The sequence below is a fragment of the Streptomyces sp. 3214.6 genome (assembly GCF_900129855.1).
GTDB lineage: Bacteria > Actinomycetota > Actinomycetes > Streptomycetales > Streptomycetaceae > Streptomyces > Streptomyces soliscabiei.
In genome coordinates this window covers 2,496,085-2,515,669 of sequence record NZ_LT670819.1, presented here as the reverse complement: position 1 = coordinate 2,515,669, position 19,585 = coordinate 2,496,085, and the positions used below count along the sequence as shown (strand labels likewise).

Genomic DNA, 19,585 nt, shown 5'->3' with positions numbered 1-19,585 from the left:
CCAGCGCTTTCGCTCCATCCGAACCCTTCCGAGGCACCCACCGTGTTCCTGACGATCAGCACCACCGGCACTCCCGAACGCCCCGCCACCGATCTGGGCTTCCTGCTGCACAAGCACCCCGACAAATCGCAGGCGTTCTCCACCTCCTACGGCAAGGCCCATGTCCTCTACCCCGAGGCGGACGCCGAGCGCTGCACGGCGGCGCTGCTGCTGGAGGTGGATGCCGTGGCGCTCGTGAGGCGCGGCAAGGGCAAGGGGCGCGGCGGCGCTCCCGACGCGGCCCTCGCCCAGTACGTCAACGACCGCCCGTACGCGGCCTCCTCGCTGCTCGCGGTCGCGCTGAGCGGCGTGTTCTCCAGCGCGATGCGCGGGGTGTGCGCCGCGAAGCCCGAACTGCCCGGGCAGGCACGGCCGTTGCGAGTCGAGGTGCCCGCGCTGCCCGCCCGTGGCGGCCCCGATCTCGTCCGTAACCTCTTCGAGCCGCTCGGCTGGACGGTGGGCGTCGAACCGGTGGCCCTCGACCCGGAGTTCCCGGACTGGGGCGACTCGCGGTACGTGAGCCTCGTCCTGGAAGCGGAGACGCTCACGCTCGCCGAGGCCCTGCGCCACCTGTACGTCCTGCTGCCCGTCCTCGACGACGCCAAGCACTACTGGGTCGCCCCGGACGAGGTCGACAAGCTGCTGCGCGCCGGCGAGGGCTGGCTGGCCGACCACCCCCAGCAGAAACTGATCACAAGCCGTTACCTGTCCCGCCGCTGGTCACTGACCCGGCAGGCGATGGAGCGGCTGGAGCTGGTCAGGCTCGCCGAGGCCGACGACAGCGAGGTCGAGGAGATCGACAACGCCGTCGAGGTCGAGACCGAGGAGGAGCAGAAGCCCACCCCGCTCGCCGTGCAGCGCAGGGACGCGATCGTCGCCGCGCTCCAGGCGTCCGGCGCCGCGCGCGTGCTCGATCTCGGGTGCGGACAGGGGCAGTTGGTGCAGGCGCTGCTCAAGGACCCGCGGTTCACCGAGATCGTGGGCGTCGACGTGTCGATGCGCGCGCTCACCATCGCGTCCCGGCGGCTGAAGCTGGACCGCATGGGGGAGCGGCAGGCCTCACGGGTGCAGCTCGTCCAGGGGTCCTTGGCCTACACCGACAAACGGCTCAAGGGGTACGACGCCGCCGTGCTCAGCGAGGTCATCGAGCACCTCGACCTGCCCCGGCTGCCCGCCCTGGAGTACGCGGTGTTCGGCGCCGCGCGCCCGCGGACCGTCCTCGTGACGACCCCGAACGTCGAGTACAACGTGCGCTGGGAGACCCTCCCGGCCGGCCATGTCCGGCACGGCGACCACCGCTTCGAGTGGACCCGCGAGGAGTTCCACGCCTGGGCGGCCACGGTCGCCGAACGGCACGGCTACGACGTCGAGTTCGTGCCCGTGGGCCCGGACGACCCCGAGGTGGGGCCGCCCACGCAGATGGCCGTGTTCGTGATCAGGAACGAGAAGGAGGCGAAGGCAGCATGACCGAGACGCAGGTTTCCACGAAGCGGGGCCGAGTGCTGCCCGTCACCGACCTCTCCCTGGTCGTGCTGATCGGCGCGTCCGGGTCCGGCAAGTCCACCTTCGCCCGCCGCCACTTCAGGCCCACCGAGATCATCTCCTCCGACTTCTGCCGCGGCCTCGTCTCCGACGACGAGAACGACCAGGGCGCGACCCGCGACGCCTTCGACGTCCTGCACTACATCGCGGGCAAGCGGCTGGCGGCCGGCCGCCGCACGGTGGTCGACGCGACGAGCGTGCAGCAGGACGCCCGCCGCCAACTGATCGACCTGGCCAAGCAGTACGACGTGCTGCCCATCGCCATCGTGCTGGATGTCCCGGAGGAGGTGTGCGCCGAACGCAACGCGGCTCGCGTCGACCGCGCCGACATGCCCCGCCGGGTCATCCAGCGTCACACCCGCGAACTGCGCCGTTCCCTGCGCCACCTGGAGCGCGAGGGCTTCCGCAAGGTGCACGTCCTGCGGGGCGTCGAGGACGTCGAGAACGCCTCGGTCGTCACCGAGAAGCGTTTCAACGACCTGACCCACCTCACCGGACCCTTCGACATCATCGGCGACATCCACGGCTGCGCCGCCGAACTGGAGTCGCTGCTGGGCAAGTTGGGCTACCTCGACGGTGTCCACCCGGATGGACGTCAGGCCGTCTTCGTCGGCGACCTGGTCGACCGAGGCCCGGACAGCCCGGCGGTGCTGCGTCGCGTCATGTCGATGGTCACCTCGGGCAACGCCCTGTGTGTGCCCGGCAACCACGAGAACAAGTACGGCCGTTACCTGAAGGGCCGCAAGGTCCAGCACACCCACGGACTCGCCGAGACCATCGAGCAGATGGAGACGGAGAGCGAGGAGTTCCGCGCCGAGGTACGGGAGTTCATCGACGGGCTGGTCAGCCACTACGTCCTCGACGGCGGCCGGCTGGTGGTCTGCCACGCCGGTCTGCCGGAGAAGTACCACGGCCGTACCTCCGGCCGTGTCCGCTCGCACGCCCTGTACGGCGACACCACCGGTGAGACCGACGAGTTCGGCCTGCCGGTGCGCTACCCGTGGGCGGAGGACTACCGGGGCCGGGCGGCCGTCGTCTACGGCCACACGCCCGTCCCGGAGGCCACCTGGCTGAACAACACCATCTGCCTGGACACCGGCGCGGTCTTCGGCGGCAAGCTCACCGCGCTGCGGTGGCCGGAGCGCGAGCTGGTCGACGTACCGGCGCAGCAGGTCTGGTACGAGCCGACCAAGCCGCTGCGGTCGGAGGCACCCGGCGGACACGACGGCCGGCCCCTGGACCTGGCCGACGTCAACGGCCGGCGTGTCGTCGAAACCCGTTACGACGGGCACAGTCGAGTCTCGATCCGTGAGGAGAACGCGGCCGCGGCCCTGGAGGTCATGAGCCGTTTCGCCGTCGACCCGCGTCTGCTGCCCTACCTCCCGCCGACGATGGCGCCCACGGCGACGTCGCACATCGAGGGCTATCTGGAGCACCCGGCGGAGGCGTTCGCGCAGTACGCGCGGGACGGCGTCGCCCGGGTCGTGTGCGAGGAGAAGCACATGGGCTCCAGGGCGGTGGTTCTGGTGTGCCGCGACGCGGAGACAGCACGTAGGCGTTTCGGGGTGGGCGGTCCCACCGGATCCCTCTACACCCGCACGGGCCGCCCGTTCTTCGACGACGGTGCGGTCACGGAGGAGATCCTCGGCCGGGTGCGCACCGCCGTGGACGAGGCGGGCCTGTGGTCGGAGCTGGACACTGACTGGCTCCTGCTGGACGCTGAACTGATGCCGTGGTCGCTGAAGGCCACCGGCCTCCTGCGCTCGCAGTACGCGGCCGTGGGCGCCGCGTCGGGCGCCGTCTTCCCGGGTGCGCTGGCCGCCCTGGAAAGCGCGGCGGCACGAGGTGTCGACGTCACGGACCTGCTGTCCCGGCAGCGGGAACGAGCCTCGGACGCGGCCGCGTTCACGCAGGCGTACCGCCGCTACTGCTGGCCGACGGACGGCCTGGACGGCGTCCGCCTCGCCCCGTTCCAGATCCTCGCGGTCCAGGGCCGCAGCCTCGCGGCGCTGCCCCACGACGAACAACTGTCGCTTCTCGACCGCCTGGTGGAACACGACACCACGGGTCTGCTCCAGACCACCCGCCGCCTGTACGTGGACCCGGCCGACCCCGAGTCGGTCCGGGCCGGCGTCGACTGGTGGCTGGAGATGACGGGCCGGGGTGGCGAGGGCATGGTCGTCAAGCCGCTCGCGGCGCTCGCCCGCGACGAGGAGGGCCGCCTGGTCCAGCCCGGCATCAAATGCCGCGGCCGCGAGTACCTCCGGATCATCTACGGCCCGGAGTACACCCGCCCCGACAACCTCACCCGGCTGCGCGGCCGGTTCCTCAACCACAAGCGGTCGCTGGCGATCCGTGAGTACGTCCTCGGTCTGGAGTCCCTGGACCGCCTGGCCGAGGGCGAGCCCCTGTGGCGCGTCCATGAGGCGGTGTTCGGGGTCCTGGCCCTGGAGTCGGAGCCGGTGGACCCCCGGTTGTGAGCGGGGCCGTCACCCTCACCCCACCAACCGCAACCGTTGCCCGCACACCCCGACCCGCACCCGCTGCCCCCACGTCAGCTCCACCGCGTCGCTCTCGATGCCGTCACCGAAGGCGATGAGGCGTTCCGACTCGACGGTGAGGGTCAGCCGGCCGCCGGCCGCGAGTTCGCCGGCGACCAGGGAGGTGCCGGTCGCGGGGGACGGCCACGCCTCCCGTACGAACCACACCAGGCGGTCCTCCGTGGGGCCCGGCAGCCGTAGGCGACCGCCGCCGTCCCGTTCCTGCCACACCGACCGGATCCAGCCGGTCGCCCCCGTTCCCGTGCCCACCAGCACCCCGGAGGAGGCCTGGGCCTCGACGGCACCCCCGTCGTCGTCGAGGCCCAGGCGGTAGCGGGCGGTCTGGTGGCCTGCGGCGCCCAGGTAGATCTCGTTGAGGGCCAGCAGCCGTTGCGTGTCGTCGGCGACCGCCTCGACCATGGTCAGCTCGGCCGTGCCGGTCCCGGCCGCGAGCACGCAAGGCAGGAGCGTCCGGGAGTCCTCCGGGCGGTGACGGACCAGGACGCCCGGATTGCGGCCGGGGTCCGTGTCGATGCCCACCACGGGCTGCCCGGCGAGGTACTTGGCGACGTTCGCCACCAGACCGTCCTGTCCGACCACGACCACCACGTCCTCGGGGGCGAACAGGAAGCGGTCCAAGTCGGCTCGCTCGACCCGTGTTTGACGCCACGTCAGGGGGATCGCGGCCGTCACCTCCGCCAGCGCCCGCCGGGTGCGGCGGTGGCGGTCGGCGACCTCCTCGATCTCCCGGCCCCGCGAGGAGAGGAAGAAGGCGGCCTGGCCGTGCGTGCCATGGCGGGCCACCAACTCCTCGTACTCCGTGGTGCGGTGGACCAGCACGGCCCGCGGGGCGAGACTCATTCCCGTTCTCCCGCGCCGAGCCTGGACAGCAGCCCGGTCAGTACGTCCGGCGAGATCGTCACGCTGTCGATGTGCGGCAGGTTCTCCGCCAGCCGCGTCCCGGTGAGCGCGTGCAGGGTCGCCACATCGACGTCGCCGTGCACCCGCAGCCAGGCCGCCTGGGCCTGGGCCCGCGCCTCGCCGACCTCGCGCGCCGCCTCGGCCTCGGCACGGGCCAACTGCACCGACCGAGCCGCCTCCGCCTCCGCGAGCCGCACCGTGCGCGTCGCCTCCGCCTCCGCGCGTACCTTGTCCGCGGCCGCGTTCTCCTCCGCCTCCCGGCGGGTGTTCGTACCGCGCTGCTCGACCAACTGCTCCTCGCGGCGGGCGAGTTCGATCCTGCTGGCCAGTTCGTTCTCGGCGATCGTCCGTTCCCGCTCGACGGCCACCGCCCGCCGCTCGTACGTCGCCCGGTCGGCCTCCTGCTGGATCAGCTCGCGCGCCGGGGTCCGCAGCGCACGCTCCACCTCCGGCTCCGGGCGCAGTGCGACGACCCGGACGGCCACGATCTCGATGCCCGTGGCCGGCAGCCGCGGCTCCGCAGCCAACCCCGCCGCGACCCGCTCCCGCACCGCCGTCACACCGTCCACCAGCGCCGACGACAGTGACGTACGCGCGAGGACGTCCAGCGCGTGCTGTTGCGCCGTCTCCGTCAGAAGCGTGCCGAGCTGCTCCAGGGGCGCGCCGCGCCACGCGCCGGTGTCCGGGTCGATGGAGAAGTCGAGTCGGGCGGCGGCCACGGCCGGATCGCTGACCCGGTAGGTCACCGTCGCCTGCACCGCCACATCCTGGAAGTCGACCGTACGGGCGTGGAAGGTCATGGCCAACTCGCGGTCGTCGACCGGCACTTCGGAGAGCGCGGCGCTCAGCGAGCGGAACCAGAAGCTGAGCCCCGGTCCGTCGTGCACCAGCTTGCCCGAGCGGTGGTGGCGGACGTGTGCCGTGGGGCCGCCCCGCAGATGACGCCAGCCCAGCCGCCGGGTGATGTCGGCCATGGGTGATCCCCCTCGCTCCCGCAATTGTCGTCACTGCGACGATAATCAGACGATAGCCGCGAGGGAGGGTTGTCGTCAAGAGGACGAAAACAAAGCGGCTACGGAAACGGTCGGGCAGCGGGTGAAGACGGTCCCCGATGGTCAGGATGGAGACATGGGATTCCATGTCGACTCCGAGGCCGGGCGGCTGCGCCGCGTCATCCTGCACCGGCCGGATCTCGAGCTCAAAAGGCTCACCCCCAGCAACAAGGACACCCTGCTCTTCGACGACGTGCTCTGGGTGCGCCGGGCGCGCGCCGAGCACGACGGCTTCGCCGATGTGCTGCGCGACCGCGGCGTCGCCGTGCACCTCTTCGGTGACCTGCTCACCGAGGCCCTGGGGATCCCGGCGGCCAGAGCGCTCGTCCTGGACCGCGTCTTCGACGAGAAGGAGTACGGGGTGCTCGCCACCGATCACCTGCGCGCCGCCTTCGACACCCTGCCCGCCCCGGAGCTGGCGGAGGCCCTCGTCGGCGGCATGACCAAGCGGGAGTTCCTGGAAGCGCATTCCGAACCGGCGTCCGTGCGCTTCCATGTGATGGACCTCGACGACTTCCTCCTCGACCCCCTCCCCAACCACCTCTTCACCCGCGACACCTCCGCCTGGATCTACGACGGCGTCGCCATCAACGCCATGCGCTGGCCGGCCCGGCAGCGCGAGACCGTCCACTTCGAGGCGATCTACCGGCACCATCCACTCTTCCGTGGCGAAACGTTCCGCGTCTGGTCCGAGGGGCAGTCCGACTACCCGTCCACCATCGAGGGCGGCGACGTCCTCGTCATCGGCAACGGCGCCGTGCTGATCGGCATGAGCGAGCGCACCACCCCGCAGGCCGTCGAGATGCTCGCCCACAAGCTGTTCGCCGCGGGCTCGGCCGAGACCATCGTTGCCCTCGACATGCCGAAGCGGCGCGCTTTCATGCACCTCGACACGGTGATGACGATGGTCGACGGCGACATCTTCACCCAGTACGCGGGCCTCGGCATGCTCCGCTCGTACACCATCGAACCGGGCGTCGGCGAGAAGGAGTTGAAGGTCACCGACCACCCCCCGGAGCACATGCACCGCGCGATCGCCGCCGCCCTCGGCCTCAGTGAGATCCGGGTGCTCACCGCCACCCAGGACGTCCACGCGGCCGAACGCGAGCAGTGGGACGACGGCTGCAATGTCCTCGCCGTGGAACCGGGCGTCGTCATCGCCTACGAGCGCAACGTCACCACCAACACCCATCTGCGGAAACAGGGCATCGAAGTGATAGAGATCCCGGGCAGTGAGCTGGGCCGGGGGAGGGGCGGGCCGCGCTGTATGAGCTGTCCGGTCGAACGGGCGGCCGTGTAGGACCGAGGTGGCCGAATAGGACCGAGGTGGCTGTATAGGACGGAGAAGGCTGTATAGAAATGCTAATCATCGTATAGACTTCCATGGTCCTGTTCTCGTACCTCTGGAGCGCCCCCATGGCGACTGTCCCGACCGCCCTCGCCGGCCGCCACTTCCTCAAGGAGCTGGACTTCACGGCGCAGGAGTTCCGCGGCCTGATCGAGCTGGCCGCCGAGTTGAAGGCCGCCAAGAAGGCCGGGACCGAGCCGCAGCACCTGCGCGGGAAGAACATCGCGCTGGTCTTCGAGAAGACGTCGACGCGGACCCGTTGCGCGTTCGAGGTCGCCGCCGCCGACCAGGGCGCGTCGACCACGTACCTCGACCCCGCCGGCTCGCAGATCGGTCACAAGGAGTCGGTGAAGGACACCGCGCGCGTCCTGGGCCGGATGTACGACGGCATCGAGTACCGCGGCGACAGCCAGCGGAAGGTGGAGGAGCTCGCCGCCCACGCGGGCGTTCCCGTCTACAACGGCCTCACCGACGACTGGCATCCCACCCAGATGCTCGCCGACGTGCTCACCATGACCGAGCACAGCAGCAAGCCGCTGAACGAGATCGCCTTCGCCTATCTCGGTGACGCCCGCTTCAACATGGGCAACTCCTACCTGGTCACCGGGGCGCTGCTCGGTATGGACGTCCGTATCGTCGCGCCCAAGGCGTACTGGCCCGGTGACGAGGTCGTCGGCCGGGCCCGCGAGCTCGCCGAGGCCTCGGGCGCCACGATCCTGCTCACCGAGGACCTCGCCGAGGGCGTGGCGGGCGCCGACTTCGTCGCCACCGACGTATGGGTCTCCATGGGTGAGCCCAAGGAGGTCTGGGACGAGCGGATCACCGCCCTCGCCCCGTATGCCGTGACCATGGACGTCCTGCGTGCCACCGGCAACCCGGACGTCAGGTTCCTGCACTGCCTGCCCGCCTTCCACGACCTGGGCACCAAGGTCGGCCAGGACATATACGACAGTCACGGCCTCGACTCGCTGGAGGTCACCGACGAGGTCTTCGAGTCGGAGTACTCGGTCGTCTTCGACGAGGCGGAGAACCGGCTGCACACCATCAAGGCCGTACTCGTGGCAACCCTGGCCTGACCTGGCCCTACGTCGTGCGGGGCTGCGGCGTCACGCCGGACGCGGACGCCACTGCTGCGGGACCGCGGCCAGCCTGAACCACACGGCCTTGCCCTGGTCCGTGGGCCGGTGTCCGCAGGACGAGCTGAGGGCGCGGATCAGCAGCAGCCCCCGCCCGTGCTCCTGCCAGGGGTCGGGCTCCTCGCCGGAGGGGCGGGTGAGATCGCCGGGCGGAACCGGGTCGGGGTCGTGCACCTCGACCTGGCAGCCGGTCGGCTGCAGCTCCACCACCAGCTCTATCGGGGCGTCCCCGGCGGTGTGCTCCACGGCGTTCGCCACCAGCTCGGCGGTGAGCAGCTCCGCGGTGTCGCTGTCCGCCCCGTGCTTCAGCTCGGCCAGCGCCGTACGGACCAGTGCGCGGGCCACCGGCACGGCCGCGGCGGAGTGCGGCAGTGCGATTCGCCAGGAGGCGGCGGAGTCGGCGGGGCGTTCGTGCAAGGCGAGTCCGTTCATGGCGCAGGTTCCCGTGATCGACATCAGGCGGTCCTGCTTTCAACTTTGTGAATGGTAACGGCGGCCTCCGGCAGAGGTGCTCGGTGGGTGCCGTACGGAACCCTCGGCCCCGCTACCGGCGGCTTACCCGGGTCAACGGTCCCCCTCGCGCAGCTGATCCCGTTGTTACCGCGTTATTGACGACCGGTGACGTGTGTGACGGGAACATGTCGTGCGGTGACACGGCGATTCTGCCCTACGGCCTATCGCGTACTAATGACGACAGTCACGAGAGGGTGATAACTTCAAGGTGACTGTCGAGGAGGCCGCCTCATGAGTCCCTTCACCGGCTCCGCCGCCCGCACCTCCGACTGGCGTCACCTGCGCGTCGAGCTCACCGACGGCGTCGCCACCGTCACCCTGGCCCGTCCCGAGAAACTCAACGCCCTCACCTTCGGCGCCTACGCCGACCTGCGCGACCTGCTCGCCGAACTGTCCCGGGAGCGGTCGGTCCGCGCCCTGGTCCTGTCCGGAGAGGGACGCGGCTTCTGCTCCGGCGGGGACGTCGACGAGATCATCGGCGCCACCCTCGGCATGGACACCGCCCAGCTCCTCGACTTCAACCGGATGACCGGCCAGGTCGTGCGGGCCGTACGGGAGTGCCCGTTCCCGGTGATCGCGGCCGTGCACGGAGTGGCGGCGGGTGCCGGCGCGGTCCTCGCCCTGGCCGCGGACTTCCGGGTCGCCGACCCCAGCGCCCGCTTCGCGTTCCTCTTCACCCGGGTCGGACTCTCCGGCGGCGACATGGGCGCCGCCTACCTCCTGCCCCGCGTCGTCGGCCTCGGCCACGCCACCCGCCTGCTCATGCTCGGCGAACCGGTCCGCGCCCCCGAGGCCGAACGGATCGGCCTGATCAGCGAACTGACGGAGGAGGGCCGGGCCGACGAGGCCGCACAGACCCTGGCCCGCCGCCTGGCCGACGGCCCTGCCCTGGCGTACGCCCAGACGAAAGCCCTGCTGACGGCCGAGCTGGACATGCCGCTGGCGACGGCGGTGGAACTGGACGCGGCCACCCAGGCCCTCTTGATGAACGGCGAGGACTACACGGAGTTCCACGCCGCGTTCAAGGAGAAGCGCCCTCCGAAGTGGAAGGGTCGGTAGACATGGCAGCCGACGCGCGGGCAACGTCCCCGGCGACGCCGGGCCGTGGTGGATCCGCGGCCGCCGACGCGGGGCCGCGACCGGCCACGAACGGCCGGCAGTCGCCGACGACCACCCGCCGCCCGCGACGCATCGCGATCATCGGCGGCGGCCCCGGCGGTCTGTACGCCGCAGCGCTGCTGAAGCGCCTGGATCCCACCCGGGAGGTAATCCTCTGGGAACGCGACGCCCCCGACGACACCTTCGGCTTCGGCGTCGTCCTCTCCGACGAAACCCTGGGCGGCATCGAACACGCCGACCCGCAGGTCTACACGGCCCTCCAGCGAGACTTCATCCGCTGGGACGACATCGACATCGTCCACCGAGGCATCCGCCACACCTCCCAAGGGCACGGTTTCGCCGCCCTCGGCAGAAAGCGCCTGCTGCAGATCCTGCACGAGCGCTGCCGGTTCCTCGGCGTGGACCTGCGTTTCCGCACGCAGGCACCGCACCCCGCCCGGCTGATGGAGGAGTACGACCTCGTCATCGCCGCCGACGGAGTGCACAGCACCACCCGCGAGGCGTACGCCCATGTCTTCCGGCCCCAGGTGGAAGGCCATCGCTGCCGCTACATCTGGCTCGCCGCCGGCTTCGCCTTCGACGCCTTCCGCTTCGAGATCGCCGAGACCGAGCACGGCGTGATGCAGTTGCACGGTTACCCGTATGCGGCCGACGCCTCGACCGTGATCGTCGAGATGCGCGAGGAAGTCTGGCGAGCGGCCGGTTTCGACGGACTCGACGAGCGGGAATCGGTCGAACGCTGCGCCAAGATCTTCGCGGATGCGCTCGGCGGACGCCCCCTGAAATCCAACAACTCCACCTGGACCACGTTCCGTACGGTGGTCAACGAGCGCTGGTCGCACGGCAACCTCGTCCTGCTGGGCGACGCCGCCCACACCGCCCACTTCTCCATCGGCTCCGGCACCAAGCTCGCCGTCGAGGACGCCCTGGCACTGGCGGCCTGTCTCGCGGAACACCCCGATCCGCCCTCGGCGCTGACCGCGTACGAGGAGGAGCGCAGGCCCGTCGTCGCCTCCACCCAGCGGGCCGCCCGCGCCAGCCTGGAGTGGTTCGAGAACCTCGGCCTCTACCTCGACCAGCCGCCCCGCAGGTTCGCCTTCAACCTCCTCACCCGCAGCCGTCGCGTCACCCACGACAACCTGCGGCTGCGCGACCCCCACTTCACCCAGGCCGTGGAGCGGGAGTTCGGCTGCCCGCCCGGAACGCCCCCGATGTTCACCCCGTTCCGGCTGCGCGGCCTGACCCTGCGCAACCGGGTCGTCGTCTCGCCCATGGACATGTACTCCGCCACCGACGGCGTCCCCGGCGACTTCCACCTCGTCCACCTCGGCGCCCGCGCCCTCGGCGGGGCCGCTCTGGTGATGACCGAGATGGTGTGCGTGTCCCCGCAGGGGCGCATCACCCCCGGCTGCACCGGCCTCTACACCAGCCGGCAGGCCGACGCCTGGCGGCGGATCACCGACTTCGTGCACACCCACGCCCCGGGCGCCGCGATCGGCGTCCAGCTCGGCCACAGCGGACGCAAGGGCTCGACGAAGCTGATGTGGGAGGGCATGGACGAACCCCTGCCCGACGGCAACTGGCCGCTCGTGGCCGCCTCCCCGCTGCCCTACAAGCCGGACAGTCAAACGCCCCGCGCGCTCGGCCGGGCCCAACTCACCGATCTGCGCGAGCAGTTCGCCGCCGCCGCCGGACGGGCCGCCCGCTCCGGCTTCGACCTGCTCGAACTGCACTGCGCCCACGGCTACCTGTTGTCCGGCTTCCTCTCCCCGCTGACCAACCGCCGCACGGACGCCTACGGAGGCTCGCTCGCCGAGCGGCTGCGCTTCCCACTGGAGGTCTTCGACGCGGTCCGCGAGGTCTGGCCGGCGGACCGCCCGATGACCGTGCGCATCTCCGCCACCGACTGGGCCGACGGCGGCACTTCGGCTGACGACGCCGTCGAGATCGCCCGCGCCTTCGCCGCGCACGGGGTCGACGCGATCGACGTGTCGACCGGACAGGTGGTGGCCGAGGAACGGCCCGAGTTCGGACGCTCCTACCAGACACCGTTCGCCGACCGGATCCGGCACGAGACGGGCGTCCCGGTGATCGCGGTCGGCGCGATCTCCTCCTGGGACGACGTCAACTCCCTGATCCTGGCAGGCCGTATGGACCTCGGCGCCCTCGCCCGACCCCACCTCTACGACCCCAACTGGACCCTGCACGCGGCCGCCGAGCAGGGCTACGCCGGCCCCGGCGCGGACTGGCCCGCCCCCTACCGCGCGGGCAGCCGGCCCCCGCGCACCGGACGAACGGACGCGCCCAAACCCCGCCTGACGCTCACGAGTTGAGGTCACCGGGGGTCCCGGGAACCTGATGGTCCGCGCCGGGGACCCCGGCGAACTCCGCGCCGGCGTCCCGCAGCCGCTCGTGCAGCGCCTGGAACACCGCCGCCGAGCGGGCGCCCGGCCAGCCCTGCGGCAGCAGGCGCGCGGGCAGGCCGGGATCCGTGTAGGGCAGATGGCGCCAGGAGTCCAGGGCCAGGAGGTAGTCGCGGTAGGCCTCCTGCGGCGGGGTGTCCGGCCGCTGCTGCCAGGCCTCCAGCACGCGCGCGTGGCGGTCGAGGAACGTCTCGTGCTCCTTGGCGATGGCCGCCAGGTCCCACCAGCGGGCCACGGCGTCGACGGTCGGCGCGAAGCCGAGGTGCTCGCCGCGGAAGAGGTCGACATACGGGTCCAGGCGCAGCCGCCGCAGGGTGTGCCTGGTCTCGTCGTGCAGCCGCGCCGGGGCGATCCACACCCCCGGAGCCGCCGTGCCGAAGCCCAGACCCGCGAGCCGCGACCGCAGCACATGCCGCTTCTGCCGCTCCGACTCCGGCACCGAGAACACCGCCAGCACCCAGCCCTCGTCCGCGGGGGGCACCGTGGCGTAGATGCGCTGGTCGCCGTCGTCGAGCAACTGCCGTGCCTCGTCGGAGAGTTCGTACCCGGCCGCGCCCTGCGCGGTACGGGCCGGCAGCAGCAGTCCGCGCCGTTTCAACCGGGACACCGAGGAGCGTACGGAGGGCGCGTCGACGCCGACCGCGGCGAGCAGCCGGATCAGCTCGGCGACGGGCACCGGGCCCGGTGCGAAGCGGCCGTACGCGCCGTAGAGCGTGACGATGAGAGACCGGGGGGCTGGCTGGTCGGACACGTTGATCATCTTAGGTCTTCGGCATCACTGCTGGTCACCACCGGTGTCATCACCGGTGTCATCACCGCTTCGGTCTTCGGCGCGCAGTCTGAATCTCTGCAGTTTCCCGGTCGCGGTGCGCGGCAGCGCGTCCAGGAACACGAACTCGCGCGGGCACTTGTACGGCGCCAGCTCCTGTTGCACAAAGACGCGTAGCGCCTCGGTGTCGCGCCGGGCGCCCTCCCGCAGGACGGCGAACGCGACGACCACCTGCCCCCGGCGCTCGTCGGGCCGCCCCACGACCGCCGTCTCGACCACGTCCGGATGGCGCAGCAGCGCCTCCTCGACCTCGGGTCCCGCGATGTTGTACCCGGCCGAGATGATCATGTCGTCGGCGCGGGCGACATACCGGAAGTAGCCGTCGGCCTCGCGGACATAGGTGTCGCCGGTGACGTTCCAGCCGTCGCGCACGTACTGCTGTTGCCGCGGGTCGGCGAGATAGCGGCAGCCGACCGGGCCGCGCACGGCGAGCAGGCCGGGCTCGCCGTCGGGCACGGGCGTCCCGTCCGCGTCCTGCACGCGCGCGTGCCAGCCCGGCACGGGGACGCCGGTCGTGCCGGGCCTGATGCGCTCGTCGGCCGCCGAGATGAAGATGTGCAGCAGCTCCGTGGCGCCGATGCCGTTGATCAGCCGCAGCCCCGTCCGCTCGTGCCAGGTTCGCCAGGTGGCGGCGGGCAGGTTCTCGCCGGCGGACACACAGCGCCGCAGCGACGAGACGTCGTGCCTGTCGAGGTCGTCGAGCATCGCGCGGTAGGCGGTGGGCGCAGTGAACAGCACGGTCACCCGGTGCTCGGTGATCGCCGGCAACAGGTGCCGTGGGCTTGCCTGTTCCAGCAACAGCGCACTGGCGCCGACCCGCAACGGGAAGACGACCAGCCCGCCGAGTCCGAAGGTGAAACCGAGTGGGGGACTGCCGGCGAAGACATCGTCGGGAAGCGGTTTCAGCACATGCCGCGAGAAGGTGTCGGCGATCGCCAGCACATCCCGGTGGAAGTGCAGACAGCCCTTCGGGCGGCCGGTGGTGCCGGAGGTGAACGCGATCAGCGCGACATCGTCGGAGGCGGTTGCGACGGCCTGGTACGGCTCGGTCGGCGCCGGCCGGTTCAACAGGTCGTCGGGGGCGTCACCGCCGTAGGCCGTGATCCGCAGCCCGGGTATCTCCGCCTTGGCGAGGTCGTCGACGGCCCTGATGTCGCACAGCGCGTGCCTCACCCGGGCGATGCCGCACATGGTGCGCAACTCGTGCGGCCGCTGCTGGGCCAGGACGGTGACCGCGATCGCGCCCGCCTTGAGCACCGCCAGCCAGCAGGCGGCGAGCCACGGCGTGGTGGGCCCGCGCAGCAGTACGCGGTTTCCGGGAACGACTCCGAGGTCGCCGGTGAGCAGATGCGCGATCCGGTCGACCCGGGCGCGCAGCTCGCCGTACGTCCAGGACGGCCCGGCCGGGGTGTGGAAGACGGGCCGCTCCGGGGCGGCGTGGTCGAGCAGTTCGGCGGCGCAGTTCACCCGGTCGGGGTAGCCCAGCTCGGGCAGTTCGAAGCGGAGCTCGGGCCAGTGGCCGGGCGGCGGGAGATGGTCGCGGGCGAAGGTGTCGACATGGGCCGAGACGTTCATGGGCGTGCGCCCCCCTTGCCTGGATGGACGGTCTGTCCGGCTGGGCGCCCGGGCGGGCGTCGTCCTGGGCTCGCACATCGAGCGTATCGCCTTGGTGACGACAGTCAACGGTACGCGATACCGTCGGATACTGTCGGAGGCGACGCACGCGGCCGGGGCCGACGGCTCGGACAGCACTCGTACGGCAGAGGGGACAGGAGATGTCCGCATTCTCGCTCGAACCGACGCAAGCCGCCTGGTGTGCCGAGCTGCGTACGCTGGCCGCCGACCGACTGCGCCCCCTTGCCGAGAAGGGCGAGCCGGGCCGCGTCAACCGTCCGCTCGTCGCCGAACTCGGCCGGCTCGGGCTGCTCTCCCCTCTGTTCACCTCCGGCGCCGTCGACCTCTGCCTGATGCGCGAGTCCCTCGCCTACGCCTGCACCGAGGCGGAGACCGCGCTCGCGCTGCAAGGACTCGGCGCGCACCCGGTCCACGCCCACGGCACCCCCGCCCAACGGGAACGCTGGCTGCCCCGGGTCGCCGACGGCAGCGCGGTGGCCGCGTTCGCACTGAGCGAGCCGGGCGCGGGCTCGGACGCGGCGGCACTCGCACTGGCCGCCGAGCGGGACGGCGGGGGCGGCTGGCGGCTCACCGGTGAGAAGTGCTGGATCTCCAACGCTCCCGAGGCAGACTTCTACACCGTCTTCGCCCGCACGACCCCCGGCGCCGGCGCCCGTGGCGTAACCGCCTTCCTCGTTTCCGCCGACCGTCCCGGCCTCACCGGCTCCGCCCTCGACATGCTCTCCCCGCACCCCATCGGCGCCCTCCGCTTCGACGCCGTCCCGGTCACGGCGGACGACGTGCTCGGCGAGCCCGACCGGGGGTTCCGGGTCGCCATGGGCACCCTCAACCTGTTCCGTGCCAGCGTCGGCGCCTTCGCCGTCGGCATGGCCCAGGCCGCCCTCGACGCCACCCTTTCCCACACCTCCCAACGGGACGCGTTCGGAGGCAAGTTGATGGACCTTCAGACGGTCGCCCACCAGGTCGCCGAGATGGCGCTGCGCACGGAGGCCGCCCGCCTGATGGTCCACGCGGCGGCGACGGCGTACGACGACGCGGCCCCGGACGTCCCCAAGCGGGCCGCGATGGCCAAGCTGCTCGCCACCGAGACCGCACAGTACGTCGTCGACACGGCCGTCCAACTCCACGGCGCGCGGGCGCTGCGCCGCGGCCATCTGCTCGAACACCTCTACCGGGAGGTGCGCGCACCGCGGATCTACGAGGGTGCCAGCGAGGTCCAACGCGGCATCATCGCCCGGGAGTTGTACACAGAGCAGGCCGAACGGGCCGCCGAACGGGCCGGACGCGCGGACCTGGAGGCCCGGTGACCGTCGAGCGCGTCAATCCACCCGGACTCTCCCCGCCCACCGGCTTCTCCCACGCCGTCGTCGCCGTCGGCGGTCGGATCGTGTTCCTGGCCGGCCAGACCGCGCTCGACGCCGACGGGAAGGTCATGGGGGAGTCGCTGCCGGAACAGTTCGCGCGGGCGCTGGCGAATCTGCTGGCCGCGTTGGCGGCGGCGGGCGGCACGGCGTCGGACCTGGCACGCGTCACGGTCTACGTCACCGACGTCGCCGCGTATCGCGACTGCGCGCCCGAACTGGGCCGTATCTGGCGGGAGTTGGCGGGCAGCGACTATCCGGCGATGGCGGTCGTCGGAATCGTACGACTCTGGGACGAGCAGGCGCTCGTCGAACTGGACGGGTTCGCCGTACTGGACCGGTGACCGGTGACCGGCGCCCGCGGACCGCGATCGACGGGCCGGGGCGCTGATCAGGGTCAGGCGGCGACGGCCAGCCGCTCCGCGGCCGGCGGCACGGTCACGGTCATCCGGTGCGGGTCCACGACCCGGCCGTCGGGCAGCAGCTCGCCGCAGTCGTCGAAGACGATCGTGCCGTCGCAGAGCAGGTTCCAGCCCTGCTCGGGATGGGCGGCGACGACGTGCACGGGATGGGCTTCGGCAGAAGCGCTGGGAAACTGGTGGGAACACATGGCGCACCTCCACGTCGGTGGGGTCGGCCGTCCGGTCGGCCCGCATGGACAGACCATGCGCCCGGTGCGAAGTCATCGCCAGAGGGTGCCCGAAAGCGTGACAGCACCAGGACAACTCCACGACCGTTCGTCGACGACCGGCGCGGACTCGCCACCGAAGGAGTGACGATCACCGCCGCGGGCGCGCCCGCCCGGTACCAGTGGAGGCTCCCACAACAGGAGGTTCTTCCATGTCGCTGCGCCCCACCCTGTCCGCGGCCACCGGTGCCGCCCTGCTTCTGCTGGCCGTTCCGGCTCTCGCCGCCACCGCCACCGCCGCTGCCACCGCCGCTGCCGATACGTCGGAGTCCGTCACCGTCGACCCGGTCGGCCGTATCGCCGCCGACGGCACCGTCACCCTCTCGGGCACCTACCGCTGCGTCGGCAACACGGGACCCGTCTTCGTCAGCTCCTCCGTCGGCCAGAAATCCGCCGACGTCCGGCATGGCATCGGCGGCAGCCGTGCCGTGTGCGACGGCGCCGAGCACACCTGGAAGAACACCGGCAAGGCCACCCCGAAAGACCTCGAACCCGGCGCGGCCCAGGTAGAGGCCACGCTGATGGAACTCCGCCCCGCGGGCGGCCTGCCCCTGCCCCGCTTCCACGCGACACGGGAAGAGGACATCACCCTGACGGAGGGCTGAGCGACGAGGCCGCGCTGTCGGTCCGGGTCTCCAGCGCGTGCAGCACGGCTGCCATGTCCTCGCCGCCGTGGCCTTGGTCGACGGTCTCGCCGTAGAGGGTGTGGCAGACGTCGAGGAGCGGGGAGGCCAGGTCGGCCTTGCGGGCGGCCTCCGCGATCAGACGGTTGTTCTTCAGGACGTCCGCGGCGGCCGCCTGGACGGTGAAGTCGCGGGCCAGCAGCTTGGTCGCCTTCACGCGGGAGACCGCGCTGGCCATCGGGCCCGCGTCCAGGACGTCCCGGAGCAGGCGCCGGTCGAGCCCGTGCCGGTCGGCGAAGTGGAACGCCTCGGTCAGCCCGGTGACCAGCGTGATCAGGAACAGGTTCACCGAGAACTTCATCAGCAGCGCGCCCGGGACCGGACCGCAGCCGAACGTCTCGCGGCAGACGGGGACGAGTAGAGGCCGCACGGCCGCCACGGCATCGTCGTCGCCTGCCAGCATGCCCACCAACTCGCCCTGCTCGGCCGGCACGCGGGACCCGGAGACCGGAGCCTCCACGTATCTCCCGCCCGCCGCCCGGATGTCGTCCTGGAGGCTGCCCGAATACTCGGCCGAGGTCGTGCCCATGTGGACGACGGTGTGTCCGGCGACGCGCGCCGCGAAGTCGGGGGTGCCGCGCCCCAGCACCGCGTCCATCGCGTTCTCGTCGGCCAGCATGAGGAGCACCGTCCCGGCCCGGTCGAAGACCTCGGCCGGGCTCTCCGCGATCCCTGCTCCGGCCGCGCGCAGGGGCTCGCACCGGCTGGGGGTGCGGTTCCACACGACGAGGGGCGTCCCGGCGCGGGCGAGGTTGAGGGCCATGGGCTGCCCCATGACCCCGAGCCCGACGAAGCCGAGCGAACGGAGGAAGCCGAAGGGGCCACCGGTACCACCAGTACCACCGATACCACCAGTATCGCCAGTGTCACCCGTACCACCGGAACCACCGGAATCGACGTGCACGATGCACCACCGCCTTGTCCGGCTCATGCCCGAGGCGGGGCCGTCGCCCTTGTCGCGCTCGTCGCACTCACCCACCATCGATCGACTATGACAGCGGTCATAGTAGCCCTCTTTATGACGGCGGTCATAGAGTGAGAGCCGGAGCACTCGTGACGTGGTGGCGGAGGTCGACAAATGGCGGTGACCGAACGAGGGCCGCGGGAGCGGATGGTCTTCAGCGCGGCGCAGCTCATCCGGCGCGACGGAGTCGCCTCCACCGGCATGCGCGAGGTGGCCGTCCATGCCAGGGCGCCGCGCGGTTCGCTTCAGCACTACTTTCCCGGCGGCAAGGAACAGCTGGTCAACGAGGCGGTGAGCTGGGCGGGCCGGTACGCGGGGAACCGGGTGGCGCGCTTTCTCGCTGCGCTGCCCGAGCCGACGCCCGGCGCACTGTTCGCCGAGATGGTGCGGCAGTGGACCGACGAGTACGAGGCCGCCGGGTTCGCGGGCGGCTGCCCTGTGGCCGCCGCGACGGTGGACTGCGCCGAGTCCACCGTCTCCACCCGGGAGGCCGCAGCCGCCGCGTTCGCCACCTGGACCGGGCCGGTGGCCCAGGCCCTGGCCGGCATGGGCGTGCCCGAGGAGCGGGCAGGCGCCCTCGCCACCCTCATGATCAGCGCCCTGGAGGGGGCCATCCTCATGGCCCGCGCCGAACGCGACGTCCGAGCCCTGACGACCGTGGTCCGCGAACTCGCCCCCCTCCTCGACGCGGCGGTACCCCCGGCGGACTGACCGGCCGCCCCACCCGCGGTTCTCCTCTGGGGGGTGGGCAATCAGCCGGCCAGGCGTTCCACGACAGCCCGCTGCCCCAGT

At 71.6% G+C, this 19,585-nt stretch carries 17 protein-coding genes; 10 read left to right on the top strand and 7 right to left on the bottom strand.

Going from position 1 to position 19,585, the window contains the following annotated elements; all coding sequences use genetic code 11:
• The first annotated feature begins 42 nt into the window (after nucleotides 1-42).
• Nucleotides 43-1,506: a 3' terminal RNA ribose 2'-O-methyltransferase Hen1 gene (locus tag B5557_RS11195; protein WP_079658983.1), complete on the top strand. Its 1,464-nt coding sequence runs from the start codon at nucleotides 43-45 to the stop codon at nucleotides 1,504-1,506.
• Nucleotides 1,503-4,061 (top strand): polynucleotide kinase-phosphatase, encoded by a 2,559-nt coding sequence (locus B5557_RS11190; protein WP_079658982.1) that lies wholly within the window; start codon nucleotides 1,503-1,505, stop codon nucleotides 4,059-4,061. The genes B5557_RS11195 and B5557_RS11190 overlap by 4 nt, the downstream gene beginning before the upstream one ends.
• 15 nt (nucleotides 4,062-4,076) lie before the next feature.
• On the opposite strand, the gene B5557_RS11185 is transcribed toward B5557_RS11190, so the two are convergent.
• Together B5557_RS11185 and B5557_RS11180 are read right to left on the bottom strand one after the other, a co-directional pair.
• Complete coding sequence (locus B5557_RS11185; protein ID WP_079658981.1) at nucleotides 4,077-4,982, bottom strand: NAD(+)/NADH kinase; 906 nt, start codon at nucleotides 4,980-4,982, stop codon at nucleotides 4,077-4,079.
• On the bottom strand, nucleotides 4,979-6,016 hold the full coding sequence (locus B5557_RS11180; RefSeq protein ID WP_079658980.1) for an SPFH domain-containing protein: 1,038 nt from the start codon (nucleotides 6,014-6,016) through the stop codon (nucleotides 4,979-4,981). The genes B5557_RS11185 and B5557_RS11180 overlap by 4 nt, the downstream gene beginning before the upstream one ends.
• Nucleotides 6,017-6,170: 154 nt before the next feature.
• Between B5557_RS11180 and B5557_RS11175 the strand changes: the two genes are divergently transcribed.
• Both B5557_RS11175 and argF read left to right on the top strand, forming a co-directional pair.
• Nucleotides 6,171-7,394: an arginine deiminase gene (locus B5557_RS11175; RefSeq protein WP_079658979.1), complete on the top strand. Its 1,224-nt coding sequence runs from the start codon at nucleotides 6,171-6,173 to the stop codon at nucleotides 7,392-7,394.
• A gap of 116 nt (nucleotides 7,395-7,510) precedes the next feature.
• Complete coding sequence (gene argF, locus B5557_RS11170) at nucleotides 7,511-8,518, top strand: ornithine carbamoyltransferase (RefSeq protein ID WP_079664718.1); 1,008 nt, start codon at nucleotides 7,511-7,513, stop codon at nucleotides 8,516-8,518.
• Nucleotides 8,519-8,548: 30 nt separating this feature from the next.
• Here the strand turns inward: argF and B5557_RS11165 are convergent, their stop codons facing one another.
• Complete coding sequence (locus tag B5557_RS11165; protein WP_079664717.1) at nucleotides 8,549-9,010, bottom strand: ATP-binding protein; 462 nt, start codon at nucleotides 9,008-9,010, stop codon at nucleotides 8,549-8,551.
• Nucleotides 9,011-9,322: 312 nt separating this feature from the next.
• Here B5557_RS11165 and B5557_RS11160 point away from each other — a divergent pair, with 312 nt between their 5' ends.
• Both B5557_RS11160 and B5557_RS11155 read left to right on the top strand, forming a co-directional pair.
• A complete protein-coding gene (locus B5557_RS11160; protein WP_079658978.1) occupies nucleotides 9,323-10,150 on the top strand; it encodes an enoyl-CoA hydratase family protein in 828 nt (275 codons plus the stop codon).
• 2 nt (nucleotides 10,151-10,152) lie between these two features.
• A complete protein-coding gene (locus B5557_RS11155) occupies nucleotides 10,153-12,543 on the top strand; it encodes a bifunctional salicylyl-CoA 5-hydroxylase/oxidoreductase (RefSeq protein ID WP_231976333.1) in 2,391 nt (796 codons plus the stop codon).
• Here the strand turns inward: B5557_RS11155 and B5557_RS11150 are convergent.
• Both B5557_RS11150 and B5557_RS11145 read right to left on the bottom strand, forming a co-directional pair.
• Complete coding sequence (locus tag B5557_RS11150; RefSeq protein ID WP_079658977.1) at nucleotides 12,533-13,393, bottom strand: PaaX family transcriptional regulator; 861 nt, start codon at nucleotides 13,391-13,393, stop codon at nucleotides 12,533-12,535. The two genes, B5557_RS11155 and B5557_RS11150, sit on opposite strands and share 11 nt — an antisense overlap.
• 15 nt (nucleotides 13,394-13,408) lie before the next feature.
• The gene (locus tag B5557_RS11145; protein WP_079658976.1) at nucleotides 13,409-15,037 is read right to left on the bottom strand and encodes an AMP-binding protein; all 1,629 of its coding nucleotides are present in this window, start codon (nucleotides 15,035-15,037) and stop codon (nucleotides 13,409-13,411) included.
• A gap of 200 nt (nucleotides 15,038-15,237) precedes the next feature.
• On the opposite strand from B5557_RS11145, the gene B5557_RS11140 reads away from it, so the two are divergent.
• Both B5557_RS11140 and B5557_RS11135 read left to right on the top strand, forming a co-directional pair.
• Nucleotides 15,238-16,404, top strand: coding sequence for an acyl-CoA dehydrogenase family protein (locus B5557_RS11140; protein WP_079658975.1), 1,167 nt, complete (start codon nucleotides 15,238-15,240; stop codon nucleotides 16,402-16,404).
• Nucleotides 16,401-16,802 (top strand): RidA family protein, encoded by a 402-nt coding sequence (locus B5557_RS11135; protein WP_079658974.1) that lies wholly within the window; start codon nucleotides 16,401-16,403, stop codon nucleotides 16,800-16,802. Before B5557_RS11140 ends, B5557_RS11135 begins: the two co-directional genes overlap by 4 nt.
• Before the next feature lie 53 nt (nucleotides 16,803-16,855).
• Here B5557_RS11135 and B5557_RS11130 read toward each other — a convergent pair whose 3' ends face one another.
• The gene (locus B5557_RS11130; RefSeq protein WP_079658973.1) at nucleotides 16,856-17,068 is read right to left on the bottom strand and encodes a DUF5999 family protein; all 213 of its coding nucleotides are present in this window, start codon (nucleotides 17,066-17,068) and stop codon (nucleotides 16,856-16,858) included.
• Between the two features lie 230 nt (nucleotides 17,069-17,298).
• Between B5557_RS11130 and B5557_RS11125 the strand changes: the two genes are divergently transcribed.
• Complete coding sequence (locus tag B5557_RS11125) at nucleotides 17,299-17,751, top strand: DUF6299 family protein (RefSeq protein ID WP_079658972.1); 453 nt, start codon at nucleotides 17,299-17,301, stop codon at nucleotides 17,749-17,751.
• Here B5557_RS11125 and B5557_RS11120 read toward each other — a convergent pair.
• Entirely contained in the window at nucleotides 17,732-18,676 is a 945-nt protein-coding gene (locus tag B5557_RS11120) for an NAD(P)-dependent oxidoreductase (RefSeq protein ID WP_269460221.1), read from the bottom strand. The genes B5557_RS11125 and B5557_RS11120 overlap by 20 nt on opposite strands.
• 231 nt (nucleotides 18,677-18,907) lie before the next feature.
• On the opposite strand from B5557_RS11120, the gene B5557_RS11115 reads away from it, so the two are divergent.
• Nucleotides 18,908-19,504, top strand: a complete 597-nt coding sequence (locus tag B5557_RS11115) for a TetR/AcrR family transcriptional regulator (RefSeq protein WP_079658971.1) — start codon at nucleotides 18,908-18,910, stop codon at nucleotides 19,502-19,504.
• Nucleotides 19,505-19,585 lie beyond the last annotated feature (81 nt).